This is a genomic window from Mucilaginibacter sp. (genome assembly GCF_039207105.1).
Taxonomy (GTDB): Bacteria; Bacteroidota; Bacteroidia; order Sphingobacteriales; family Sphingobacteriaceae; genus Mucilaginibacter.
Genome location: NZ_JBCECK010000046.1, coordinates 6286 through 30428 on the forward strand (window position 1 = coordinate 6286; position 24143 = coordinate 30428).

General features: G+C 42.6%; 23 protein-coding genes and 1 pseudogene. 15 read left to right on the forward strand and 9 right to left on the reverse strand.

Translation table 11 applies throughout. The annotated features are described in order from the left end of the window. Positions 1-144 precede the first annotated feature (144 nt). The 5 genes from rmuC to AAGC65_RS11585 form a co-directional block, all read right to left on the reverse strand. Entirely contained in the window at positions 145-1515 is a 1371-nt protein-coding gene (gene rmuC, locus AAGC65_RS11565) for a DNA recombination protein RmuC (RefSeq protein WP_343112607.1), read from the reverse strand. A gap of 256 nt (positions 1516-1771) precedes the next feature. Next, positions 1772-2026 (reverse strand): hypothetical protein, encoded by a 255-nt coding sequence (locus AAGC65_RS11570; protein ID WP_343112608.1) that lies wholly within the window; start codon positions 2024-2026, stop codon positions 1772-1774. Positions 2027-2105: 79 nt separating this feature from the next. Continuing rightward, positions 2106-2588: a gliding motility lipoprotein GldH gene (locus AAGC65_RS11575; protein ID WP_343112609.1), complete on the reverse strand. Its 483-nt coding sequence runs from the start codon at positions 2586-2588 to the stop codon at positions 2106-2108. Beyond that, positions 2588-4150, reverse strand: coding sequence for a regulatory iron-sulfur-containing complex subunit RicT (locus AAGC65_RS11580; RefSeq protein WP_343112610.1), 1563 nt, complete (start codon positions 4148-4150; stop codon positions 2588-2590). Before AAGC65_RS11580 ends, AAGC65_RS11575 begins: the two co-directional genes overlap by 1 nt. 2 nt (positions 4151-4152) lie before the next feature. After that, positions 4153-5298, reverse strand: a complete 1146-nt coding sequence (locus AAGC65_RS11585; RefSeq protein ID WP_343112611.1) for a hypothetical protein — start codon at positions 5296-5298, stop codon at positions 4153-4155. Positions 5299-5484: 186 nt separating this feature from the next. On the opposite strand from AAGC65_RS11585, the gene ruvX reads away from it, so the two are divergent. The 8 genes and pseudogenes from ruvX to AAGC65_RS11625 all read left to right on the forward strand — a co-directional run bounded on the left by ruvX (position 5485) and on the right by AAGC65_RS11625 (position 11777). Continuing rightward, the gene (gene ruvX / locus AAGC65_RS11590; RefSeq protein ID WP_343112612.1) at positions 5485-5895 is read left to right on the forward strand and encodes a Holliday junction resolvase RuvX; all 411 of its coding nucleotides are present in this window, start codon (positions 5485-5487) and stop codon (positions 5893-5895) included. 288 nt (positions 5896-6183) lie between these two features. Beyond that, positions 6184-6542: pseudogene (locus AAGC65_RS11595) on the forward strand (GxxExxY protein). Positions 6543-6696: 154 nt separating this feature from the next. Continuing rightward, positions 6697-7335 (forward strand): O-methyltransferase, encoded by a 639-nt coding sequence (locus tag AAGC65_RS11600; RefSeq protein ID WP_343112613.1) that lies wholly within the window; start codon positions 6697-6699, stop codon positions 7333-7335. Between the two features lie 2 nt (positions 7336-7337). Then, a complete protein-coding gene (locus tag AAGC65_RS11605) occupies positions 7338-7889 on the forward strand; it encodes a glucosaminidase domain-containing protein (protein ID WP_343112614.1) in 552 nt (183 codons plus the stop codon). A gap of 60 nt (positions 7890-7949) precedes the next feature. Further along, the gene (locus tag AAGC65_RS11610) at positions 7950-8780 is read left to right on the forward strand and encodes a glucosaminidase domain-containing protein (protein ID WP_343112615.1); all 831 of its coding nucleotides are present in this window, start codon (positions 7950-7952) and stop codon (positions 8778-8780) included. 129 nt (positions 8781-8909) lie between these two features. After that, the gene (locus AAGC65_RS11615; protein ID WP_343112616.1) at positions 8910-9716 is read left to right on the forward strand and encodes a hypothetical protein; all 807 of its coding nucleotides are present in this window, start codon (positions 8910-8912) and stop codon (positions 9714-9716) included. Positions 9717-9989: 273 nt separating this feature from the next. Next, positions 9990-10442, forward strand: a complete 453-nt coding sequence (locus tag AAGC65_RS11620; RefSeq protein ID WP_343112617.1) for a transposase — start codon at positions 9990-9992, stop codon at positions 10440-10442. Between the two features lie 297 nt (positions 10443-10739). After that, a complete protein-coding gene (locus AAGC65_RS11625) occupies positions 10740-11777 on the forward strand; it encodes a DUF3078 domain-containing protein (RefSeq protein ID WP_343112618.1) in 1038 nt (345 codons plus the stop codon). 152 nt (positions 11778-11929) lie between these two features. On the opposite strand, the gene AAGC65_RS11630 is transcribed toward AAGC65_RS11625, so the two are convergent. Then, on the reverse strand, positions 11930-12514 hold the full coding sequence (locus AAGC65_RS11630) for an HD domain-containing protein (RefSeq protein ID WP_343112619.1): 585 nt from the start codon (positions 12512-12514) through the stop codon (positions 11930-11932). 431 nt (positions 12515-12945) lie between these two features. Here AAGC65_RS11630 and ffh point away from each other — a divergent pair, with 431 nt between their 5' ends. The 5 genes from ffh to AAGC65_RS11655 all read left to right on the forward strand — a co-directional run bounded on the left by ffh (position 12946) and on the right by AAGC65_RS11655 (position 18936). Further along, positions 12946-14274, forward strand: a complete 1329-nt coding sequence (ffh, locus tag AAGC65_RS11635) for a signal recognition particle protein (RefSeq protein WP_343112620.1) — start codon at positions 12946-12948, stop codon at positions 14272-14274. A 174-nt stretch (positions 14275-14448) separates the two neighbouring features. Then, positions 14449-16071: a M1 family metallopeptidase gene (locus AAGC65_RS11640; RefSeq protein WP_343112621.1), complete on the forward strand. Its 1623-nt coding sequence runs from the start codon at positions 14449-14451 to the stop codon at positions 16069-16071. Between the two features lie 153 nt (positions 16072-16224). Beyond that, positions 16225-16620: a hypothetical protein gene (locus AAGC65_RS11645; protein ID WP_343112622.1), complete on the forward strand. Its 396-nt coding sequence runs from the start codon at positions 16225-16227 to the stop codon at positions 16618-16620. Between the two features lie 162 nt (positions 16621-16782). Then, positions 16783-18321, forward strand: a complete 1539-nt coding sequence (locus AAGC65_RS11650; protein WP_343112623.1) for a YifB family Mg chelatase-like AAA ATPase — start codon at positions 16783-16785, stop codon at positions 18319-18321. Positions 18322-18471: 150 nt separating this feature from the next. After that, positions 18472-18936: a hypothetical protein gene (locus tag AAGC65_RS11655; RefSeq protein WP_343112624.1), complete on the forward strand. Its 465-nt coding sequence runs from the start codon at positions 18472-18474 to the stop codon at positions 18934-18936. Between the two features lie 193 nt (positions 18937-19129). Here AAGC65_RS11655 and AAGC65_RS11660 read toward each other — a convergent pair whose 3' ends face one another. Beyond that, positions 19130-19546 carry a helix-turn-helix domain-containing protein gene (locus AAGC65_RS11660; RefSeq protein WP_343112625.1) on the reverse strand — a complete coding sequence of 139 codons (417 nt, stop codon included), beginning with the start codon at positions 19544-19546 and terminating at the stop codon, positions 19130-19132. A 230-nt stretch (positions 19547-19776) separates the two neighbouring features. On the opposite strand from AAGC65_RS11660, the gene AAGC65_RS11665 reads away from it, so the two are divergent. Continuing rightward, positions 19777-20187 (forward strand): hypothetical protein, encoded by a 411-nt coding sequence (locus tag AAGC65_RS11665; protein ID WP_343112626.1) that lies wholly within the window; start codon positions 19777-19779, stop codon positions 20185-20187. A gap of 76 nt (positions 20188-20263) precedes the next feature. Here AAGC65_RS11665 and AAGC65_RS11670 read toward each other — a convergent pair whose 3' ends face one another. Both AAGC65_RS11670 and AAGC65_RS11675 read right to left on the reverse strand, forming a co-directional pair. Beyond that, entirely contained in the window at positions 20264-22042 is a 1779-nt protein-coding gene (locus AAGC65_RS11670) for a cellulase family glycosylhydrolase (protein WP_343112627.1), read from the reverse strand. Between the two features lie 34 nt (positions 22043-22076). Next, positions 22077-23486: a glycoside hydrolase family 30 beta sandwich domain-containing protein gene (locus AAGC65_RS11675; RefSeq protein ID WP_343112628.1), complete on the reverse strand. Its 1410-nt coding sequence runs from the start codon at positions 23484-23486 to the stop codon at positions 22077-22079. Between the two features lie 273 nt (positions 23487-23759). On the opposite strand from AAGC65_RS11675, the gene AAGC65_RS11680 reads away from it, so the two are divergent. Further along, positions 23760-24134, forward strand: coding sequence for a response regulator (locus tag AAGC65_RS11680; protein ID WP_343112629.1), 375 nt, complete (start codon positions 23760-23762; stop codon positions 24132-24134). Positions 24135-24143 lie beyond the last annotated feature (9 nt).

A 24143-nucleotide genomic window follows, 5' to 3' on the forward strand; every position in this document is an offset into this window, starting at 1 on the left:
TCGTTCTTCAGCATGACAAAAGTGTTTATGATTGACCTTTGATTTGTCATGCTGAACGATAGTGAAGTATCTATTATTCTATATGCAAAGTTCATGAACAGATCCTTTGTTCATCAGGATGGCAAAGTTTTGATCCTTTTCCCCCTACTCTTCCCCTATAAACTTCTGATCAATTTGTTTATCGGCTTTGGCGCCCAGCTTTTTGATGCGTTCGGCGGTGGTGGTGAGGTTGCCGCGGCCTTCGGATAGTTTGTTGATGGCGCTGTTGTAGGCGTTTTGGGTATAATTGATGTTTTTGCCAATGCTGTCCATATCGCTTAGAAAGCCAACAAACTTATCATACATATCGCCGCTAAGGCGGGCTATTTCCAATACATTACGGTTTTGGCGTTCCTGTTTCCACATGCTGGCAATGGTGCGCAGGGTAGCTAACAGTGTCGACGGACTAACGATCACTACTTTTTTATCCCAGGCGTAATTAAACAGCTCGCCATCAAGCTGTACGGCTATGCTGAATGATGATTCTATAGGCACAAAAAGCAGCACAAAATCGGGCGAATTGATCTTGTACAGGTCGTGATATTTTTTTGAAGACAGGCCGCTGATGTGCCCCCGCAATGATTCAATATGTGCCTTGGCAAACAGCTTGCGGTCTTCCTCCGTATCGGCATTTACCAAACGTTCGTACGCTATAAGCGACACCTTAGAATCGATTATAAGATGTTTTTCATCAGGCAGGTCTATAATTACGTCGGGTTGATACCGCGTGCCGTTAGCGGCCTGCATGGCGGCTTGAATACGATATTCCTGGTCACGTACGAGGCCCGATCTTTCCAGCACACGTTCCAGTATAACCTCGCCCCAGTTGCCTTGTTTTTTATTGTCACCCTTGAGGGCTTTGGTCAAATTTTGGGCCTCATCGCTTATCTGCTTATTGAGGTCCATAAGCTGGGTAATCACCCCTTTTAAGGTGTTGCGCTCGGCAGCTTCCATGTTATAAACTTTCTCTACCTTATCCTCAAAAGCTTTGATATTTTCTTTCAACGGGTTAAGGATCATATCAAGATTGCTGCGGTTTACATCAATAAATTCTTTTGATTTTTCTTTCAGCAGTTTTTCGGCCACATTCTCAAATTCGCGCTGAAACTGCACACGGATCTGCTCTATCTCTACTTTTTGCTCTTGTAATTTTTCTTGCTGCGATTTATAATACGCCCGGGTACTTTCCAGGTCCTGATTGGCCTGGGCCAGTTGGCCGCGTTCATATATCAATTCATCAAGCAGGCGGTTTTTCTCCTCTTTTAAAAGTTGGATGATGTTTTCTTTTTCATTGGCAATAATACTGGCTTTTTCCTCGGCCCGGGCCAATGAGATTTTGAGCTGATCATGCTCATTTTTAAGCTGGTTTAATTCTTCTGCTGATATCAGCTCCAGCGCTTTAGGCTTTTTTAAAAACAGCAGAACAGCTATAACCAATATAACCAGCGATACGATCAATAAAATTTCATCACCCATTTTGATAAAAATATTAGTAAAACTATGATAATATTTTTAGTAATGCAAGATGAAATGTTGTAAAAACATCTTGCGCTCGTTTTTAACGAGTGCTTAGTACGGGGTAGCGATTTTATCGCAAGTTGTTCAATTCGTTTTGTTTAAACGAAAATAATGTTAGGTAGTCGTTAACAAACAAGCGCAAGGACGAAAAAGGAAGACTTACGAAGTTTTTAAAACTCCGTAAGTCTTATATAAGATATTGAGGATATAAATTTTACTTAGGCTTCTTCACTGTATCAGTTGTAGGTTCACTTGGTGTTGCCCCGATGTTGCTGGTATCTGACGAACCGGGTGTTGCGGCGGCACCTCCGGCAGATGACGATGTGTTTATCAATTGGGTAGTATCGGCAGATCCGCTGTTGCCTTTGGCGGCGCTGGTATCATCGGTTCGGTTAGTTTTATCTGTTCCGTTGCAGGAGCTTACTATTATTCCGGCTGCTGCAAAAACTATAACAATTAACTTTTTCATAGCGATGTTTATTATTTTAAACACCTGTAAACCATAATGGTTCTGATTATTTGTTTTTAAGCCGATTGATCAAAAAATATTATTTCGCCTTCTCTACCCGCAAACCCACGTCGCTTACCTCATGCAGAGGATTATCGCGCATATTTTGTTCTATTTCAAAATGATAGTTGCCTTTAGCGGGAAATTTGTAACCGGTTTTAAAGGGCACCTGGTAGCTGTATAAATTGCCCGATCCTTTGCCCAGCCATTGCCCGTCGTGGGTGGCCAGCTTGAGTTCGTAACGGGTAACTTTTACCTTTTTATCAGGCAGGGTTTGGCTAATGAGCACAAACAGGTTAGAGTATTTGTAATTATCGCCAACCCGTACGTTGAAATACAGGTTATAAAGTGCCTGATCGTCGTCTATTTTGCAATCAAACTTAACCTTGTTTACGTACGACCAATTATGATCCGGAATGGCCGTATTATTATCAATAACCGCATTTGGATCGGTACAGCTACCCAACAGCATCATGCAAAAAGCAAATGCTGCCGGGTAGAATATTTTAAAAGCCCGTTTCATTATTGCTGGGTATCCGGAGGGGTGTTATTAGTACCGTTTTGATTATTGGGCTTAGGGCGGTTTGGCCTGTTGCGCCTGTTATTATTGCTTTTTCCCCCTTCGCGCTGCTCGCGGTTACCCGCGGCCTGTTGCTGCGGTTTATTAGCGCCACCCTCCTGCTGCGGGCGATTATTATTACCCTGCTGCTGTGGTTTATTGCCGCCCTCTTGTTGCTGACGATTACCGCCTTGTTGCTGAGGCTGTCTGTTACCACTCTGCTGATTTTGTGGCCTTTGCCCCTGCTGTTGCGGCGAACGGTTTGGCTGTTTGCCTCCTTCAGCATTCCCCTGGGTCGGTTTTTCGGCAGACTGGGCGGTACCTTGAGGCCTTGGCTGATTAGGCTGATTTTTTGGTCTGTTATCTGCCTGGGCACCATCGGGTTTGTTACCTTTATTACGGTTTTTGTTGTTATGTTTCTTTTTATTGCGACTGCGCTCGTCAAGGCGGGTTAAGCTATCCTGACCAACTACGTTTTCATAGTCGAGGGTTTTTACCGGTTGAGTTTCAACCTCTACCAGTTCGCCTAGGTCGGCAGGAATAACGCCATCTTTATTTTGCTGCTGAATTTCTTTTACCTTGCTTATTGGCAAGGGCACCCATGACTCTTCGCGCGGATAGCTAAACCACATGATTCTTTTAAATATATCCGTTTTTTGCAGGCGCGCGTCACCCTTTTCGGTTCTCAGCACGTTCACATTATCAGGGATATACTTGAGGGCATCCATGTAGGTATCCAGTTCGTAGTTTAAGCAGCATTTTAACTTGCCACACTGGCCTGCCAGTTTCAGCGTATTTAACGAAAGGTTTTGATAACGTGCCGCTGAGGTTGATACTGTTTTAAAATCGGTAAGCCAGGTTGAGCAGCACAACTCGCGGCCACAAGAGCCTATACCGCCTAAACGGCTTGCTTCCTGCCTCATGCCTATCTGCCTCATCTCGATACGAATGCGGAAGGTTTCGGCCATTTTTTTAATCAGTTCCCTGAAATCAACACGGCCTTCGGCGGTATAATAAAAAGTAGCTTTAGTTTTATCGCCCTGGTAATCCACATCACTCAGCTTCATACTCAGGTTAAGGTCAAGGGCCAGCTTGCGCGATTTGTGCATGGTTTCCCACTCCATATCCTTGGCGGCTTTCCACTTATCTACATCAGCAACGGTAGCTTTACGGTATATCTTTTTTACCACGTCGGCTTCTTTCACGTTGCGTTTAACCATTTGCATGCGCACCAGTTCGCCGGTGATAGATACGTGACCAATATCGTAACCGCCTGTAGCGGCTTCTACGGCCACCAGTTCGCCTGCTTCCAGGTAAATATTATCGGTGTTTACAAAAAACTCCTTGCGTGAGCCTTTAAATTTAACTTCGATAATTGGAAAAGGCTTATAATTTGTTGGCATGTCCATATGCGACAGCCAATCGTAAACATCTAATTTGCTGCAACCATTAGTAAGGCATGAGCCGTTACTTTTGCAGCCCGCAGGTGAGCATCCGCCCCCTGTTGAACAACTTCCACATCCCATAATTAATTCGGTATATATTGACTCCCCTGAGGGATGGTTTTTACATTCAGTATTTTTATGATCTGTAAAGATACATCTAAAAATAAAATTTTAGGATTTGCATTTCTCTCTACATGATAATGCGCTTTTTCAAGCTCGGTACTGATATCCTGCGCTTTTGAAATACTCAAAACACTGGTCATTTTTTGCGCGGTTTCCAGCTCTTTTGCCGGCAGGTGTACCAGATTGCCCGCACCCGCCATCAGCAGCAGGCACTCGCGTATAAAGCTGATGCCGTAGCGTAAAAAGTTTTTCTGATTTTCGCGACCCATTTTGGCAAATTGCTCCACAAAGGTTAAAACCTCCAGCCCCTTGTTGCTGAAACACAGGCGCAGCCATTGTACAAAAAGGTTATGATAGCCTTTGTTATCCTGCTGTAGCATGGTTAATGCCTCAGTAAGGTTACCGTTGCTGAGGTAAGCGATTTCGGCCGCGGCATCATCGGTTTGGTTATGCTCCGCAATGAGGTAATCTTTTACATCATCATAGCTCAGCGCCGGAATTTTTACCAGCTGCGTACGTGAAAGGATGGTGTTCAGTATCTGATCCTGATTTTGGGCCACCAGGATAAACAGCGTGTTAGGCTGCGGCTCTTCAATAATTTTTAACAGGGCGTTACCCTCTTTATCCAGGTACTCGGGCAGCCAAAGGATCAGTATTTTATATACCGACTCAAAGGGCTTAAAGCTGAGTTTTTTGATGATCTGGTGGCACTCGGCAATATTGATGTTGGCCTGCTTGTTTTCAGCATCCAAGTATCCGCGCCAGCCATCCAGGCTCAGGTATGGGTTTACGGTTAAAGCTTCGCGCCATTGCTCAATAAAAGTAAGAGCAGTATCGTCCTTATGTTTGGCAAAAAACGGGTACGAAAAATGCAGATCGGGGTGCATCAGTTTTTCATACTTACGGCATGATGCACACACGCCGCAGGAGTCGTCGGGCTGTTTATCTTCGCACGAAAGGTACTGGGCATACGCAATAGCAAGCGGAAGGCCACCCGAACCTTCGGGGCCTAAAAACAGCTGCGCGTGGCTTACCCGGTTCTCTGTCACCGTGTTAAGCAAACGTTGCTTTACTGCCTCCTGTCCTACTATTTGTTTAAACTGCATTTGGTGCAAAATAGTAATTAGATTTGAGATATGAGATGTGAGATATGAGATTGCTTATCAGTTTTGTAATTAATTGATTATTAATCAATTGTTTAGTTGTTTTTTTGAAATGTATAATTGAAATAATATCTTCTAACTTTGTATGATGAAAATCTCATATCTCACATCTCATATCTCAAATCCATTATGAGAGTAATGGCCTTCGATTACGGTACCAAGCGCATAGGCATCGCGGTTACCGATCCCTTGCAGATCATAGCCACCGGGTTGGATACCATTCATCCGCAGTATATCGTAGATTACCTGAAAACCTACCTGCAAACCGAACAGGTAGAACGCTTTATTGTGGGCGAGCCTAAACAAATGGATAATACGCCATCGCAATCGGCTATGCATGTGAAAGGTTTTGTAACAATACTAACTAAAAACTTTCCCCAGATACCCATCGAAATGCTTGATGAGCGTTTTACCTCCAAAATGGCATCAGCCACCATCGCTCAAAGCGGGATGAACAAAAAAAACCGGCAGAACAAGGAACTGGTTGATACTATATCTGCCGTGATATTGCTGCAGAGTTGGATGGAGAAAAGAGTTTGACCGTTGATTTGGGTTGATGGCGCTGATTTCGTTGATACTTTGCGGGTTTATAGGTGATTTTTGACCGTTGATTTGTTTTTTTGATTACGCTAATTGCGTTGATGTTTTTTGCGCTTTTATAGGTAATTTTTGCCTATATGTTCTTTTTAAATGACGATTATTATATTATTACTGTTGATTGCTTTTTATAACTTTATTGGATAAACCTATGCCTTTATCTCAATGAAAGAAATAATAAATAGCTCCTATAAATATTCTGATTTAACCGGAAAGATTATTGGTTGTGCCATGAGGGTACATTCTGAATTAGGAAACGGATTTCAAGAGGTTATTTACCAACGGGCATTGGCCATTGAAATGCAAAACACGATTTGTTATTTAGTAGAGAATTAGAAATGACCATTTATTATGATGGTATTGATATTGGCACAAGGCGCGTAGACTTTTTAGTGGCAGATATCGTGATGGTCGAAATCAAAGCTCAGTCAAAATTAGATGATTCCCACCTGGCTCAGGTACTCAATTATTTAGAGGCTTACAAATTAGAAACTGGCCTGCTCCTCAATTTTGGTTCAAAAAGTCTTGAATTTAAACGCGTCACCAACGAATACAAATTAGCCAGGCAAAAAATCAAAACCGCTCAATAAAACATCAATTGGTCGCGTAAAAAACATCAACGAAATCATGTAATCAAAAAAACAAATCAGCGGTCAGAAATAAAATAAACTAATAATCAACAAGTTAAGTAAAAAATCAACGAAATCTGCGTAATCAACCCCATCAACGGTTTATCTTTGCCGCATGGATATTCTCCCTAATGCCTTGCTGGCTTACTTAGATGACCATTGCGATCCGGAGCCTGAGGGGCTGCAAAAGCTCAACCGCGAAACGCATTTAAAAGTGCTCCGTCCGCATATGCTGTCGGGTCACTATCAGGGTCGCCTACTCAGTTTTTTGAGCAAAATGGTACAGCCAAAACTCATTCTGGAAATAGGAACCTTTACCGGCTATTCGGCTATTTGTCTGGCTGAAGGATTGGTTGAGGGCGGTATACTGCATACCATCGAGGTGAACCGCGAAATGGAGGAGATCATCAACTCACACTTTAAATCAACAAATGTTGAAAATAAAATAAAGCTGCATTTTGGCCAGGCAGAAGCCGTTATTGCTGATTTACAGGAAACTAATTTTGATTTAGTGTTTATTGATGCCGATAAAAAGAATAATTATACTTACTTTCAATTAGTTTTTGACAAAGTACGGTCCGGAGGATTGATAATAATTGATAATGTTTTGTGGAAGGGAAAGGTTTATGGTACAGAAAAAGATACCGATACCGAAAATATCCGCAAACTAAATGACCAGATAACTGTTGACAGCAGGGTAGAAAAATTGATCCTGCCGGTACGCGACGGGCTGCTGGTTATCAGAAAAAAATAATTATGAAGAAAATCTTACTGATTACAACACTGTTGATATCAACACTTGCTGCATCAGCGCAAAAAAATACTTCACAATCATACATCGAGAAGTTCAAAGATGATGCCATTCGCATCATGCACGAAACCGGTATCCCGGCCAGTATAGTTTTAGGTGTGGCCATGCACGAGTCAGGCTGTGGCAACAGCAACATAGCCCAAAATTTAAACAACCAGTTTGGCGTAAAAGGCGGCGGCGGCGCGGTGTATACCAAGCACAATAAAAAGGTACGTACATCTTACAAAAAATATAATTCAGTACTGGAATCATTTCAGGATTTTGCCCGCATCATGACCGAGCGCAAACAGTTCAGTCATCTGGCTGATGCCTTGAGTCATTATGATTACCTGGGCTGGGCCAAAGGCATACAGCGCAGTGGTTATGCCGGTAGCCGCAAATGGGCATCGCAGGTATTGGGTATCATCAACAAATATGATCTGCATGACCTGGACGAAAAGCCAAGCGACTCCACCAAGTTGGCCAGCCAAACGCAATTAGCAGAAACAAAACAATAAATACGTTTATAAATCTTATTTTGGCATATTTATTAATGCCTTACGTTAAGGTTTAGCTTTATGCAGAAACTATTTTCAGTATTATTTATAGCCCTTATTGGCCTGAGTTCGTGCTCATCGCGCAAAAAAACAATTTCAGGTGGCCAGGCCCGCCGCAATAATAACACCGTCAGAAAAGATAATCCCGCCGCGGCTAACTATCAATCCTACACATCGCTGGCCTATATTGAACGCTTTAAGGATATTGCCATACAGGAAATGAACCAGAACGGCATACCCGCCAGTATTACACTGGCGCAGGGTTTGTTTGAATCGGGCAGCGGTAACAGCGAACTGGCCCGCTATGCCAATAATCATTTCGGCATCAAATGTACCAGCGACTGGAAAGGCCGCAGCTATTATAAAGATGATGATAATGTGAATGACTGTTTCCGGGTGTATGATAACCCGGAGGATTCTTTCCGCGACCACTCCGCTTTTTTAAAACGTAAAAATTATGCTAAGCTTTTTGAACTGGATAAGAACGATTACGAAGGCTGGGCACACGGACTTAAACAGGCCGGCTATGCTACCAATCCCAAATATCCCGAATTACTGATCAATGTGATTGTAAAATATCATCTTGACCAGTACGACCGCCCTGAGGGTGATATAGCCAAAATTAAACGCGAAGACCGTGTGCTTAGCCAGATCAACAACAATATTGGCAAAGCCGTTACCGACACCATACCCCAAACCAAGCCCGACGATAAAATATACACCGTAAAAACGGGCGATACACTATACAACATATCCAAGCGTTTTGGAATAACAGTTGATGAACTCAAAGGACTAAACAGCATACCCGACGACCATATAGCCATAGGGCAAAAGCTCATTGTGGTGAAGTAGGTTTTTAGTATCAAGTAGTTAGTATCAAGTATCAAGATTTCTTACTGGTTGTAAATGTTAGTTTAAAAGTCTTGATACTTGATACTAACTACTTGATACTATCCCATCAGCTGTTAATTGTTGTTAAATATGATGATCAGGCAAGCCCGAATGGTTATTTTTGGCGCCACCATGAAAATATGGCTGCTTTTATTTTTCAGTACATTATCAGTAAATGTTTTTGCCCAGCAAAAAACAGTTGAGGGTATTGTGTTTGATAAGGAGAGCAAAACTCGTATTGCTAAGGTTAATGTGCTTAACGCCACCACCGGCAAATCGGTTTATAATACGCTTAAGGGCGAGTTTGAAATAGAGGCTAAACCGGGCGATGTGCTTATTTTTACCAAGCCCGACCATTATGCCGATACCTTGCAACTGCAAAATAACGCAGCGTTGGCGGTGTATATGAGTCGCTCTGCCATACAACTGAAAGAAGTTGTAGTACGCGATACCGCGCTTAACCCTCAAAAAAAACTGGCTGCCACTAAAAAGGATTACACTAAGATTTATGGCTCACTTGATGACCATGACCTGCTTTCGGTAGCCCCGGGCATGGGCGCCGGTATTGGCATTGATGCGTTGTATAATGCTTTTAGCCGCAGTGGCCGCAATGCCGAAAAGCTGCGCCAGATCATCGATCGTGATTACAAACAAAGCGTAATCGATTACCGCTTTAACCGAACCTATGTAGGTACCATTACCAACCTGAAAGACCAGCAGCTTACCGATTTTATGCGGCGCTACCGCCCGGGCTATTATCTGGTAACCACTGCCAGCGATTATGAATTTATAGCATCGATAAAAGCCAACCTCAGGCGCTTTTTACGCGCCCCGCGCAGGTATGCCCTACCCGTGCTGGTTACCCCAAAGGTTGAGGATCTGGGGAAGGATAATTAAGGTTGGGTTTAAGTTTTATTGCATACTTCGCTACCGCAAGCGTCTCGCTTGTGGCAACTATGTTAAGAAGCTTGTGAATGTAACTACGAATTCCTATCCTGATGACCACAAGCGGGACGCTTGCGGTAGCTAAAGCTATAATCCAGTATCATCACAGCATAAAAAGCTTAATAATCTATCCGCCGCTACCGCAAGCGTCCCGCTTGTGGTAAATATGCTTAGTTAAATCAATTAGAAGGTTAGATTTTATTCAGAAGGAATGTATATTTAATCATGAGCCGTAATTACAAGTTTAGAAATGCAGAAGGATTATATTTTGTAAGTTTTTCATCGGTATTTTGGATAGATGTTTTTGTTAGATTAGAATATTTCGACTGTATTGTTAAAAATCTGAACTTTTGTGTTTCAAACAAAGGAATGGAAATTTATGCATGGTGTATAATGACGAGCCATGTTCACTTGGTTTTTAGATCAAACATTCAAAAACCTGAAGAATTAATCAGGGATTTTAAATCATATACCGCAAAAGAACTCATTAACTTGATTGGGCAAAACAATCAGGAAAGCAGGAGGGAATGGCTGTTGAGCGCCTTTAAAAAAGCAGCCAAAGCCAACAGCAATAACACTGATAATCAATTTGGCAGCAGCACAACAAGCCAATCGAACTGTGGAGCGCGCCGGTTATTAAGCAAAAAATTGATTATATACATGACAACCCGGTTGTAGCGGGCTTTGTTGAAAACGATTATGAATATTTACACAGCAGCGCACGTGATTATGCTGGAATAAAAGGATTGGTTAAAGTGATAACTACATAGTATAATATGTTTGATTGCTATTGTTGCTGCCGCAAGCGTCCCGCTTGTGGTATTTTGGCATAGATAATCAAATTCCTATCCTGATGACCACAAGCGGGACGCTTGCGGCAGCGATAGAAGGCATTAACTTCACTTTTTTAAAACCATCCGGCTCATTTTTTATTAATCTGTTATAAAAGAAGATTTTTGCTTTAATTTGCCCTCTATGATAAAAACCAGACTCGCATTACTCCTACTGGTATCAATTACCTTCGGCATTTCGGCCAAAGCTCAGCAAACAGACAGTCTACAACGTGATACCGTTATCAAAATTGATACGGCCCAGGTTAATAAATTTCGGATAGATTCGCGCAGAAACGCCATCCCTACCCGGGTAAGGCCGGTACAGTTGCAACGGGCCCAGGTGCCGTTCAACATGCTTGATTATAAAGTAAACTATTGGAAAAAGAGCGTAACCTTTGGCTTAAACTTTAGCCAGTCGGCATTTAGCAGTAACTACGCTGCGGGTGGTGTAAGCGCTGTTGCATTAGGAACAAACTTTATTTACCATACAGAATACAATAAGGCGCCATTTAGCTACGTAAGTGAATTGAATTTGCAATATGGCGTTTCAAAAAATAAGGATCAAGGTAAACGTAAAACCAACGACCGTATATTTTTTGATAACAAGCTAGCCACGCAGCTTTCAAAAAACTGGTATTTTTTCGGCGCGCTAACTTTCGAGTCGCAGTTTGATAAAGGCTTTAACTATGCTTATGTTGACCCGGTTACCGGAATAGCGGCAACTGGCCCTGTACAGATCTCTAACTTTATGGCGCCGGGTTACTTAACCGAATCGCTCGGTTTTGAGTACAAGCCAACCAACTATTTTGATCTGCGTTTAGGTACAGGTACCGCAAGGCAAACCTTTGTTTTAGACAAATCTATCATAACACATCAACCGGATAACTACGGTGTTGACCCCAATAAAACGGTACGGAATGACCTGGCATTCCAGATGGTGGCCTTATTTGATAAGGACATTGCTAAAAACATACACCTTAATACGAGGTACGCCTTATTTATCCCCTACGGCGAGGATTTGAGATTTATAACCCACCGTGTTGATATGGTTTTATCGGCCAAGGTAAACAGGCTCATTAACGTAACCATCAACGGCACGTTGCTATATGATAAACATACCGCACGCGATGTTCAGGCTACCGAGGGTTTAGCGCTGGGAATGCTGTATAGATTTCCGTAAGGGAATGGTAACCAAAAAATGTGTCATGGCGAGGAGGAACGACGAAGCAATCGCGAACTAAGCCGATTCTCCCTTAAAGTTCGCGATTGCCGCGCTGCGCTCGCAATAACAAAATCCTCTCATTGTCTACAAGCGGATAAAATAAGCAATTGTTATCCCAAGGCCGCCAGTTTCTGCGCTCCCTCTTCAACAATGGCATCCTTAAGCTGGGTCAGGAACTCGTTAAAATTAACGTGGCGGTCCATCATGTACAGCATTTCCTTTTCAATATCCAGCCAGGTGTTAATGTCTGCTTCGTTGTGCTGTACCTGGGCTTCCAGCTTATCTAAGGCATTTGCCACTTTGGCTTCATCGGTTGCTTTGGCTTCAAACTCATGCCAAAGGTGGTAAAACTCATCGCCCACGGTGTTGTCCAGTTGCTTGCGTATATCTTCAATGGCACGGGTTTCATTCTCAATTTTCAGCATTTTGATATCTTCATCAAAAGTGTCAAAAGCGGGCACATCCCCTACCAGGGCCTCAATAATATCATGAATAATGATCATTTTCATGATCCGGGTAGAATCTACCTGAATGCCAAGATGCGGCTCAACCAGCAGGTACATGATAGATACACGCCAGGTATGCTCGGCCACACTTTCGCGCCTGCCATCAGAAAGCCAGCTATGGCGGGTTAAGCGCTTCAAGTTTTCGGCAACATGTAAAAACTGTAAAATTTTATTGATCTCGGTTTTCATTAATGGTTTGGTTAGTACATAAAAGTAAACAATTGCTTTAAATTTTGTAAATTTGTATATATAAGCGGCCCGGCCTCCTGAATCAGGAAAGCCGGGCTGTTTGGTTAAGGAGGCAAAAGAAACCGAAGATTCGGAATATTTGTATTAGTTATTTGAAAATCAATAAATTAACACTTTTTAAAGCTTTAAAAAGTGCGTTAAAACGAATCAAAAAGTGTTAAAATGATTGATTTTTCCAGTTTTTTGGTCCTTTTTTTCCATTTTTTGATCAAATTTCAGCTCAAAAAGTGTCAAAAATTAATTTTAAAAAGTTTTGATGGGAGCTCGCATTTAAAGCCAGATGTTAAGCCCAAATTAATTTAACGGATATATTTCAAAATCATACCTTTGTAACCTTTAAAAGAGATTAGAGATTAAAGTATTTTATAATAATGTTTGAAAATCTTTCGGATAAACTCGACAGGGCATTTAAAGTTCTGAAGGGTCAGGGAACTATTACTGAGATAAACGTGGCCGAAACCATGAAGGAGATACGCAAAGCCCTTCTGGATGCCGACGTTAACTATAAAACCGCCAAAGCATTTACAGATGATGTAAGGCAAAAGGCTCTGGGCCAAAACGTGCTAACAGCTGTTTCACCAGGCCAGTTGCTTACCAAGCTCATGAACGATGAGCTGGCTGAGCTGATGGGCGGTACTACTGCTGAACTGAATTTTCCGGCTACACCAACCATTATATTAATTGCAGGTTTGAATGGTGCAGGTAAAACCACCTTTACCGGTAAGCTTGCCAATTACTTAAAAACACAAAGAAACAAGAAACCATTACTGGTTGCCGATGATATTTACCGCCCTGCGGCTATTGACCAGCTGGAGGTATTGGGCCAGCAAATAGGTATTCCGGTATATGCCAACCGCGAATCGAAAGATCCGGTTGCTATTGCCCGCGAAGGTATTGCACAGGCTAAGCAAAACGGTAATAACGTGGTCATTATTGATACCGCCGGCCGTTTAGCTATTGACGAGGCCATGATGGTGGAGATTGAGCAGGTAAAAGATGCTGTAAAACCACACGAGATACTGTTTGTAGTTGATTCCATGACCGGTCAGGATGCGGTAAACACGGCTAAGGTATTTAACGACCGCCTTGATTTTACTGGTGTAGTATTAACCAAGTTGGATGGTGATACCCGTGGTGGTGCGGCCCTATCGATCAAATCGGTAGTGAGCAAACCTATCAAATTCATAGGTACCGGCGAAAAGATGGAAGCGCTTGACGTTTTCCACCCGGATCGTATGGCTTCACGTATCCTGGGCATGGGCGACGTGGTTTCCCTGGTTGAACGTGCTCAACAGCAGTTTGACGAAAAAGAAGCTGCCGAACTGCAAAAAAAGATACGCAAGAACAAGTTTGACTTTAACGACTTTTACAGCCAGATACAGCAGATCAAGAAAATGGGTAACATGAAGGATCTGATGGGCATGATACCAGGGGTAGGCAAAATGATGAAGGATGTAGAGGTTGATGATAATGCTTTCAAATCTATCGAGGCCATTATTTTATCAATGACCCCATTTGAAAAAGCAAACCCGGAAACTATAAATCAAAGTCGCCGTACCCGTATAGCCAAAGGCTCAGGTACCGATCTGGCCGAGGTAAACCGCCTCATGAAGCAGTTTGACGACATGAAAAAGGTGATGAAGCAAATGAGCAACCCGGCAGCTATGGCCAGCATGATGCGCCGTATGCCAAAAATGTAAGTTTCATCCCTGCCCTTCTAAAAAAAGAATATTATAAAATATAAGGCATCCGTTTAGGCGGATGCCTTCATAAATTTCCTCCGGGAAACCCTCCCTTTATCTGTTTGTAAAAATATCACCTATATATGCTTTAATACGGTGCTTTTTCACAAACTTTAGTTCTAAATATTTGGTATGCTCATTATTCGCTCTGTTCGTAAAACGCTTGCTGCTGCATTGACATTTGTGGCGTTAACGGCACATGCCCAGGTTCCTGGTTCTGCTATTGATGTGCAGCATTATAACTTTGCCCTGCAGTTAACCGATATTGATAATACTATTAAAGGGCAGGCTACAGTTGCCATTAAGTTTGTAAAAGATGCCACTTCGTTTAACCTTGATCTGGTAAAAAAGAAAAGTACCGGCAAAGGGATGCTGGTATCGGCCGTTACCGAAAATGGTAAAACACTCAAATTTGAGCAGACTGATGATGCCATTAAAATATACGCTACAGCAAAGCAAAACAGCATACATAATTATAAAATAAGCTACGCAGGCATACCAGCCGATGGGCTCATCATATCAACCAATAACTTTGACCATCGTACCTTTTTTGGCGATAACTGGCCCAACCGAGCGCATAACTGGCTGCCTTGTGTAGATGCCCCGGCTGATAAGGCCTCGGTTGATTTTGTGGTTACCGCGCCAGATCATTATCAGGTTATCTCCAACGGATTAAAAATAAAGGAACAGGTGCTTCCCGGGCATTTAAAGCTTACTCACTGGCATGAGGCTACTGTGCTACCTACCAAAGTAATGGTAATTGGCGTTGCCCAATTTGCTATTGATCACCCGGGCGATGTAAACAAGATACCGGTATATACCTATGTATTCCCGGAGAGTAAAGAAGCCGGTTTTAAAAGCTATGCGGTGGCAAAAGAGATACTGCCCTTTTTTATAAACCGTGTTGGCCCGTTCAGTTATGAGAAACTGGCTAACGTACAGTCAAAAACCATATTTGGCGGGATGGAAAACGCCAGCGCCATATTCTACTTTGAAGAATCAGTAACTGACCCGGGTATTGAAGCGCTGATGGCGCACGAAATTGCCCATCAGTGGTTTGGCGATGGTGCAAGCGAAAAAAACTTTGGTCACCTGTGGTTGAGCGAAGGTTTTGCTACCTACATGACCAACCTCTATCTCGAAAATAAATACGGTGCCGATACCCTGAAAAAACGCCTGGCATTCGACAGGAAAAAAGTGCTCAACTTTGAAAAAAAGCGCCTTACCCCGGTTGTTGATACTGCTGTAAATGGGCAATATATGCAACTGCTTAATGCCAATAGTTATGAAAAAGGGAACTGGGTACTGCACATGCTTCGCCGCAAAATTGGGGATGGTTTGTTTTGGAAAGGTGTACGTGCTTACTACGCCAAATACAAGGGCAGTAACGCCAATACTGATGATCTGCGCCTGATTATGGAGCAAACCAGCGGACAGGACCTGAAACAGTTTTTTACCCAATGGCTGCGTACTCCTGGCCATCCTTCCCTGGATGTAGCCTGGAATTATAATGCAGACAAAGGCACGATTAACTTTATCGTAGATCAAAAACAAGCAACCACATTTAACTTTCCGTTAGAGTATACTATAGATGGGCAAAAGCACACGGCTATTATAAAGGATAGGAACAATCATTTCCAGATTCCTGCTAAAGCTGCTCCAGCCGACATAATTTTAGATGCCGACGTGAACCTGTTGGCCGATTATGAGATCAAAACATATACTGATCTGATGCAGAAGGACAAGGTGAAATAAAGGGTTAATATTGGGGGTTTAACATTATTAAAAACATCAGAGCTAATAAATATTAAAAAAATAACGCAATAAAATTTTATAAAATTGCGTTATTTCAATATAAAATATTTTTATATTAGCTAAAACCAATTATTAACCTAAAACTAAAGCATCATGAACACTACCAGATTTTATCAATCCATGTATGTAAACTTTTACAGGTGGAGCTTTAAAAACTTTGGTCAAACAGGTTTACCAAAATTCAATTCTCTTTTTGGCGTAAACTTCCTGATGATCATCTTATTAACCATTCTGATGCTGGCGACCGAGTTTTTCCTAAAATCGGGTTGGTTTAATGTTAGCCCAATATCGGGTACTTTTATACAGCTGGCCGTAGTTGCTGCATTACTGCTTAATTATTTCACCCTGCTGAATAACAAACGCTTTAATAAAATAAACATAGCGTTTGAAAGGCTGAGCAAAAACAACAAAAAAATGTGGTCGGTTATGGTGCTGGGATGGGTAATTGCCTCCTGTGGGTTTTTATTGATGACAACAACAATCAGATAAACGAGTCAAATAATATCTCTTTAATTTAACACGCCATTGCAGAGGCAAAGCAATGGCGTGTTTTGTTTTCTGCCCAGTTCAACAATTAATTATTTAATATTTATCCCCTTTCCCTCATAAGTAAAAATATTTATCTTTCGCTTTGATTTAAACTTTATCACAGTGTTGGTTAAAACTTTTGGCAGTGCGGTTTATGGTATTGAGGCAATTACTATAACGGTTGAAGTAAATATAGCGTCGGGTACTAAATATTATATTGTTGGCCTGCCCGATGTGGCCGTTAAAGAAAGTTACGTTCGTATTGAATCGGCCCTGAAAAATTGCGGTTTCCGGATGCCCCGCCAACAGGTGGTGGTAAACATGGCCCCTGCCGATATTAAAAAGGAAGGGTCATCATACGACCTCACCATTGCCACAGGTATTTTAGCAGCCTCAGGGCAAATTGAGCCTGAAAATATGGATAAGTACATCATCATGGGCGAACTATCGCTTGATGGCGGCTTACAACCCATTAAAGGCGCGCTACCCATTGCCATACAAGCTCGTAAAGACGGTTTTAAAGGATTTATACTCCCCAAACAAAATGCCCGTGAAGCTGCCATTGTAAACGATCTGGAAGTTTACGGCGTGGAAAACATCAAAGAAGTTGCCGGTTTTTTTAATGGCGATGTAACCATCTCTCCCGAAGTTGTAAACACCCGCGAGGAGTTTTATAACAGCCTGAGTAATTACGACAGCGATTTTAGTGAAGTAAAGGGGCAGGAAAATATTAAGCGGGCATTGGAAATAGCCGCCGCAGGTGGGCATAACGTTATTCTGATCGGTCCGCCGGGAGCAGGTAAAACCATGCTGGCCCGCAGGCTGCCTTCCATTCTTCCTCCACTGAGCTTATATGAGTCATTAGAAACCACCAAGATACACTCCGTAGCCGGTAAACTGGCCGCGGCCGATGCGTTGGTTACCATAAGGCCGTTCCGCTCGCCGCATCATACCATCAGCGATGTGGCTTTAGTTGGCGGAGGCGGCAACCCGCAGCCTGGTGAAATTTCTCTGGCACACAATGGCGTTTTGTTTCTGGATGAATTACCCGAGTTTAAGCGCAGCGCCCTCGAGGTTATGCGCCAGCCGCTGGAAGAACGCCGCGTAACCATATCAAGGGCCAAATTTACGGTTGATTATCCATCGAGCTTTATGTTGGTGGCCAGTATGAACCCCTGCCCTTGCGGCTATTATAATCATCCTGAAAAGGAATGTATTTGCCCGCCGGGAATGGTGCAAAAATATCTGAGCAAGATCTCTGGGCCGCTTCTCGACCGAATCGATCTGCATGTGGAAGTTACCCCGGTAAATTTCAGCGAGCTATCATCTGATCGAGCTGCCGAGAAAAGCGAGTTGATCCGCGAGCGGGTGATAAAGGCCCGGGAGGTACAGGGCGAGCGTTTTGGTAAACGCCCAGATCTGCATTCCAACGCGCAGATGAGTCCACAAATGGTGCGCGACCTGTGTAAAATAGATGCCGCCGGACAAGCCCTGCTCAAACGTGCTATGGAAAAACTGGGTCTGTCAGCCCGCGCTTACGACCGTATCCTGAAAGTTTCCCGCACCATCGCCGATCTGGCTGGCAGCGAAGAAATCAAACTGGAACACTTGGCCGAGGCTATTCATTTCAGAAGTTTGGATAGAGAGGGCTGGGCCGGATAAGTGGAGACGGAGTCTCTGAGCATAGTAATCCGTAGTTGAAAACTACGGATAGCGGGGAGACATGGCCTCTGTGCATAGTGGTTGTAGTTGAAAAATTGCGGACCGCAGACAGTTGGGATATGACGAATGGCAAAATTAATTGAATCAATAATGAAGAAACAATTTATCATTATATTACTTTGCTCCTTTTTTTATGGTTGTTCCTCAAGCGGAAATAACAAATCATCGGATAGTTTAAAGACAATCCCCCAACAATCTGTAGTAAATAACCCGAGCGATTTAACTGAATTTGAGAAGGGCGTTTATTTAAAAATAGATGAAATAAAATCAGGGAAGATATATAGTAATGATAATAAGTTGGATGTCTTTTACCGGGTACTTACTATACCAGAAGAGGAAAATATTATGCTTATAGCAGAAAATATATCAATTAGTGAAGAAGGAGGGGGCTATCACCTGGTTAGAAGAGTGCAATTAACTAATGATAATTCCGTATTTGCGAAGTTTGGACTGCAAAAGATCGATTCATTAAACTTTGTGGATAGTGTGACTATTCGAGGGTACTTTAACGGTAAGAAAATGAATATAAATCTGAATACATTGAAGACTGAATAAGAATTTTCAATTCTGGCGCAAGTGTGAAGGGCTGCTGCGAGTGGTGGTTACTTGTGCCTTCATAATTGTCCTCGCCCTGGCGCAAGTATGAGGGGTAAGCCAAAAGGGTAAAGGCTACTTGTGCCTAATTATGCGAGGTCACAAGTAGCCTTTACGCCAATCCCCGCCCCCCATACTTACGCCAAGTAAGATTTTATTTCTGCAAAGCTGATCTGAGTTTTTCCTGAAGGGCTATAATCGTTCCTTCCTTGTCCTCATTTAAAGAATCCATCAACTCAGGATCAAGTCCGGGAGGATTAAATCTGGATCCCCAAATTGCCATTTCCATAATAAGAGGAACAAGGGCTATGGCTTTCTCTGTTAAGCTAAAATTAAACTTGTTCTTTTTATCGGGCGACACTTTTTTTGTGATAAACCCATTTTCTTCCAGCATTTCCAGACGGTTGGCGAGAATGTTAGTAGCAATTTTCTCGTCGGAGCACAGAAATTCACCATAAGTGGGTTTTTCATACACCATAATGTCACGAATGATCAGTAACGACCATTTATCACCTAAAAAATCAAGTGTATAACTTACGGGGCAGTTGGATCGTGATTTAATTTCTTTCATAAATATGACAATATTTTACTTGCAAACAGCAAGCAAAAAAATATATTTGTTTGCTTGTAAGTTGCAAGCAAAAATAAATAAAAACTGAGGATCATATTGAAGTATGCTATTAAAATAGAAACTCAAAGGCGCCGGTGTTATTGCGAAGAAGATAATGTACAAAAATTGCCTGCGTCTTTGTTGGTTTCTACGCCCCCGATGTATCATCCTGAAAAAAAGATTATAAAACAATGAAAAATTTAAGCAACAAAAGTTCTAAATCTCTTTCCGTATTAATGATTTTATTTGGTGTGCTTTTAGGCAATCAAAACAAAGCCGCGGCTCAAGAACCCGTGAAGCCAACGTGTGTAATGGTAAACCTTTCCCGAAAGACCGGTGTGACGACGGAAAAAATTCAACCCCTCATGCTTGACGAAATAACAGGTACGGTGCAAGCTTATTTCGACGGAAAAATTTTGCAGTGGTATTCAAAAACGGATGGTACAGGGGTGGTTTTTATTTTAAATGTACCAACTGTGGAAGAAGCCAAAGCATTAATGGAATCGTTGCCATTGGGTAAATCTGGCTATGTAGATCTGCAGTATATACCTTTAGCACCATTACAGCAGTTGAAAATCCTGCTTAATCATGTCAAAAAATAAAAGCCCTCACTTTGGCGCAAGTATGAAGGGGGGCAAATAGCCGTAGCTTAACCTGCCCCTTCATACTTGTGCCAGTTTATTTACTCTTCCAAAACTGCAAACTGTGCAAATTATAACCACCCACATTAGCATACACCCTAACCCGATTGGTACCGGCCTTTAAGCGAATGTTTTTTACGACCAACGGCTGCCATGTTTTGGAGCCGATGGTATTGGGTACAATCACCTCTTTGGCCTGATCGGCGCTGTTAATGTTGAGTGTCAATTTCGCGTTATCCGTATCAGATGCAACTTTTAAAGTAATTGAATATATGCCTGCTGTTTTTACATGCAAGGTGTATTGCAGCCACTCGCCGCTTGCTATGTTATCTACATAAAAACTATAGTATGCAGTAGAATCCTTGCTGATATCTACCCCATCATTCCGGTAAATGCGGCCGCTGTTTCCTTTACCGTATTTTCCGGTCGATACATGATAATCGGCCGTATCGGTATCAAAATAAGCTACGCCGTTGCGGCCCAGATCATAATCAACCGCGTTGATGATGGTGCCGTTCCCTACCCTGTTTGCCTTAAATGGTTTTGCCGTGGCCGACAATGGCTGTCTGAAAATAGCATCGATGACATCACGGTGAATTAGGGCATTTTCCAGCTTGGAATGTGTGGACATTTCGAGCGTGCCGCTGTATACATTGCTCTCTTTAGGTTTGTGGCCCCCGGTGTTCAAATAATTAGTAACGGCATCATAATTTAAGTTTGATGGTATCTCGATCGGGTTATTGTTGCCCATTTTTTTCAATGGCCATAGCGCCCAGCCAATATTATTTTTTTCAAATAGGCGGATGGCTTCAGTTAGCCAAACGTTCGAGTTTTCACCGGTTTCGCCGATCCACACCGGTATGTTATACTGGTCGCGGGTTTTGATGATGTGTGCTATGGATTTATCATCATTATAATTCCAGTATTTATGAAAACTGAGTACCATGTTTTTATCCCAGGTGGGCAGTATGCCATTGTAATTGTTGCCCCAGCCATTGCCCTCAATAATAATGATGTGCTTTTTATCCACCTGCCTGATGGCTTCGGTAATATCAACCATTAATTTTCTTAAGGGCGCGTTGGTTTTTTCTTTTAGTCCGTTTTTGTCGTTGGAGGGGTCGTCAAAGCCCCAGTTTGGCTCGTTGATGATATCGTAACCGGCAATATTGGGTTCGTTTTTATAACGATCTGCCAGTTTGCGCCAAAGGGCTATCATCTTTTGCTTGTTGGCCTCGCTATCCCATAAGGATGGATTATCGGGGTTACGGTCGGAGATATTCAGATCATTTCCCTGCCCGCCGGGTGCAGCATGCAGGTCAAGTATCAGGTACATGTGGTTCGCTTTACACCAGGCCAGTAGGTCGTCGGTCATTTCAAAACCTTTGTCAAGCCAGGTGTTTTGTCCGGCTACAGGTTCTTTTTCAACAGGGAGGGTGTACAGGTTATAGTGCATAGGCAGGCGAACCGAATTAAAGCCCCAGCGATGCATCGAGTCGATATCAATTTTGCGGGTATTATTTTCCAGCCAGGTATCATAAAACTCCTTGGTTTCGGCTGGGCCCATTAGTTCTTCCAACCGTTCGCGTATGCGGTATTGGCGACTATCTTTGTTCACATGCAGCATGTAGCCCTCCTGCAGCATCCAGCCGCCCAACCCCATGCCGCGCAGCAGAATGTTTTTACCGTTTTCGTCTACAATCTTTTTACCATCCGCCCTTAAAAAGCTTTGGGCATTACTTTGTGTAGCGATAAACGAAACAGACAAGGCCAAGAACCAAGCCTTCACCGATATATTTTTGAGTGTGTGTAACAACATAATATACTGAGTTGAATTTAAAAATGATTAACAATTACCAGATATAAGTACCAACCGATCCCTTATCTAAAGTTGCGGCAATGGCCTTTCCCTGGTAGCTGATATTAAAATCCTGCGCACCACCGCTGGTGTTGGCAACAATCAGCACTTTTTTACCATCGGGAGTTTTAAAAGCCACATTAGGGAGGGTATCTGAATTATTAGAAGCAATACGAACCGAACCAGGGCGCACAAACTTGGACGCATGGGCTATGGAGTAGTAGGCCAGGTTACGCTTCACCTCGTTTTTATCAATAGTTACCGCACCCTGGCACATGGGGCAACCACCCCTGTCGGTATAAGGTTTATATTCCGGGTCGGCAGCCAGGTTCCACTCTAATACATTGCGGCTCCAGTTGCGGGTAGCGCCAATGATAAGGCGTTTTACCGGATTTACAATATTAATAGTGGCTTTATTTTCAGGCTCAACCACCATTTGCTCGGTAAAATAAAGGTTTTTATCAGGGTGCGCGTTATGCACCTCTGTTAAAGCGTCAATGTTGCCGCCATACAGATGAAATCCCGAGCCATCAACATAATTACGGGTTGCCGGATCATTCAGGATAGAGATGGGATAGTCGGGCCTGTCGGCATTATGGTCGTAAATAATGATTTTGGTTTTGATGCCGGCCGCTTTAAAAGCAGGCCCAAGGTTGTTTTTAATAAAATCGCCTTCATCTGGTGCTACCATCAGCAGGCTGGGATTGTTGCCGGGGTGCAAGGGTTCATTCTGAATGGTGATGGCATCAATGGTTATTCCATGCGCTTTCATGCCCTGTATGTATTTTACCAGGTATTTAGCGTAGGTGTTGTAGTATTCGGGTTTGAGCCTGCCGCCTCGGGTATCTTCATTGGTTTTCATCCAGGCGGGGGGCGACCACGGCGAGCCTAATATTTTTATGGCCGGATTAATAGCCAGTATCTCTTTCATTACCGGGATCACATCCTGCTTATCGGGCCCCAGGTCAAAATGCTTAAGCGAGGGATCTGTTTGGCCGATTGGCATATCATCGTAGGAAAACACTTTTTCATTTAAGTCGGATGCGCCAATGCTGAGCCGGATGTAGCTAACCCCAATATTGTTACCGTTAGTTGCAAATAGCTCCCTGAGCAGGGCCGCCCGGCTATCGGCACTCATGCGGATAATATGCATGGCGCTGCCGCCGGTTAAAGCGAAGCCAAAGCCATCAATAGGCTGGTAAGTTTGTTTATCATTAACGGTTATGGTGAAATCTTTATTGGTGTTCGGCTTAAAGATCAGTACATCTTTTTGCTTCTCAAATAAGGCCGATCTGTCTGCCCGGGTTAACCATAGGCTGGCCGGGGCGGTTTGCTGCGCATAGGTCATAGTTACAGCGCCAAGCAGCACAGGCCACAGCAAAAATGATCTGGTGTTTTTGTTCATACATTAAAAAATTAGCAGGTATTGCAGCGGGGCAATTCGGTTTTATAATAAGGCTTATAAAATTATTATTGTTTCCAAATATAGTATTACATTACGTACAACGTAACTAATATATTACGAAGAGTATGTTGCAGAAAACAAAACGCAGAACATAAGTATTTTACACTAAGTTAATGCTATCACAATAATTAATCAGGGAACCATTTTATTAATTATAAACTTAAAATATTTGGTTTTATTAAAATTTATTGATATTTTCACTAAGAGATGCGCATGGAAGAGCAGAATAAAAAGATCATCATTTTTGATGATGATGAAGACATACTTTCTATTTGCAGTTATATTTTAGAGGAGCAGGACTGGGAGGTGCATACTTTTACCAATTGTAATGATATAATTGATAAAGTAACGCGCGTTTTGCCCGATGTTATTTTAATGGATAACTGGATACCTGATGCCGGCGGAATTGTGGCTACCCAAACATTGAAAAGCGATGAAGAGCTAAAACATATACCGGTTATATATTTTTCGGCAAACAGCGATATTCAAATGCTGGCCAGCCTTGCCGGGGCGCAAAGCTACCTGGCCAAACCGTTTGACCTTGACGATTTGGAGCGGGTTATTAACAACGTATTGGTAACGCACTAATTATAAACC

What these genes read in the sequence shown, in the direction of transcription:
- rmuC (WP_343112607.1), bottom strand. Translation starts at nt 1,515, where the DNA reads ATGGGTGATGAAATTTTATTGATCGTATCGCTGGTTATATTGGTTATA.
- AAGC65_RS11570 (WP_343112608.1), bottom strand. Translation starts at nt 2,026, where the DNA reads ATGAAAAAGTTAATTGTTATAGTTTTTGCAGCAGCCGGAATAATAGTA.
- AAGC65_RS11575 (WP_343112609.1), bottom strand. Translation starts at nt 2,588, where the DNA reads ATGAAACGGGCTTTTAAAATATTCTACCCGGCAGCATTTGCTTTTTGC.
- AAGC65_RS11580 (WP_343112610.1), bottom strand. Translation starts at nt 4,150, where the DNA reads ATGGGATGTGGAAGTTGTTCAACAGGGGGCGGATGCTCACCTGCGGGC.
- AAGC65_RS11585 (WP_343112611.1), bottom strand. Translation starts at nt 5,298, where the DNA reads ATGCAGTTTAAACAAATAGTAGGACAGGAGGCAGTAAAGCAACGTTTG.
- ruvX (WP_343112612.1), top strand. Translation starts at nt 5,485, where the DNA reads ATGAGAGTAATGGCCTTCGATTACGGTACCAAGCGCATAGGCATCGCG.
- AAGC65_RS11600 (WP_343112613.1), top strand. Translation starts at nt 6,697, where the DNA reads ATGGATATTCTCCCTAATGCCTTGCTGGCTTACTTAGATGACCATTGC.
- AAGC65_RS11605 (WP_343112614.1), top strand. Translation starts at nt 7,338, where the DNA reads ATGAAGAAAATCTTACTGATTACAACACTGTTGATATCAACACTTGCT.
- AAGC65_RS11610 (WP_343112615.1), top strand. Translation starts at nt 7,950, where the DNA reads ATGCAGAAACTATTTTCAGTATTATTTATAGCCCTTATTGGCCTGAGT.
- AAGC65_RS11615 (WP_343112616.1), top strand. Translation starts at nt 8,910, where the DNA reads ATGATGATCAGGCAAGCCCGAATGGTTATTTTTGGCGCCACCATGAAA.
- AAGC65_RS11620 (WP_343112617.1), top strand. Translation starts at nt 9,990, where the DNA reads ATGAGCCGTAATTACAAGTTTAGAAATGCAGAAGGATTATATTTTGTA.
- AAGC65_RS11625 (WP_343112618.1), top strand. Translation starts at nt 10,740, where the DNA reads ATGATAAAAACCAGACTCGCATTACTCCTACTGGTATCAATTACCTTC.
- AAGC65_RS11630 (WP_343112619.1), bottom strand. Translation starts at nt 12,514, where the DNA reads ATGAAAACCGAGATCAATAAAATTTTACAGTTTTTACATGTTGCCGAA.
- ffh (WP_343112620.1), top strand. Translation starts at nt 12,946, where the DNA reads ATGTTTGAAAATCTTTCGGATAAACTCGACAGGGCATTTAAAGTTCTG.
- AAGC65_RS11640 (WP_343112621.1), top strand. Translation starts at nt 14,449, where the DNA reads ATGCTCATTATTCGCTCTGTTCGTAAAACGCTTGCTGCTGCATTGACA.
- AAGC65_RS11645 (WP_343112622.1), top strand. Translation starts at nt 16,225, where the DNA reads ATGAACACTACCAGATTTTATCAATCCATGTATGTAAACTTTTACAGG.
- AAGC65_RS11655 (WP_343112624.1), top strand. Translation starts at nt 18,472, where the DNA reads ATGAAGAAACAATTTATCATTATATTACTTTGCTCCTTTTTTTATGGT.
- AAGC65_RS11660 (WP_343112625.1), bottom strand. Translation starts at nt 19,546, where the DNA reads ATGAAAGAAATTAAATCACGATCCAACTGCCCCGTAAGTTATACACTT.
- AAGC65_RS11665 (WP_343112626.1), top strand. Translation starts at nt 19,777, where the DNA reads ATGAAAAATTTAAGCAACAAAAGTTCTAAATCTCTTTCCGTATTAATG.
- AAGC65_RS11670 (WP_343112627.1), bottom strand. Translation starts at nt 22,042, where the DNA reads ATGTTGTTACACACACTCAAAAATATATCGGTGAAGGCTTGGTTCTTG.
- AAGC65_RS11675 (WP_343112628.1), bottom strand. Translation starts at nt 23,486, where the DNA reads ATGAACAAAAACACCAGATCATTTTTGCTGTGGCCTGTGCTGCTTGGC.
- AAGC65_RS11680 (WP_343112629.1), top strand. Translation starts at nt 23,760, where the DNA reads ATGGAAGAGCAGAATAAAAAGATCATCATTTTTGATGATGATGAAGAC.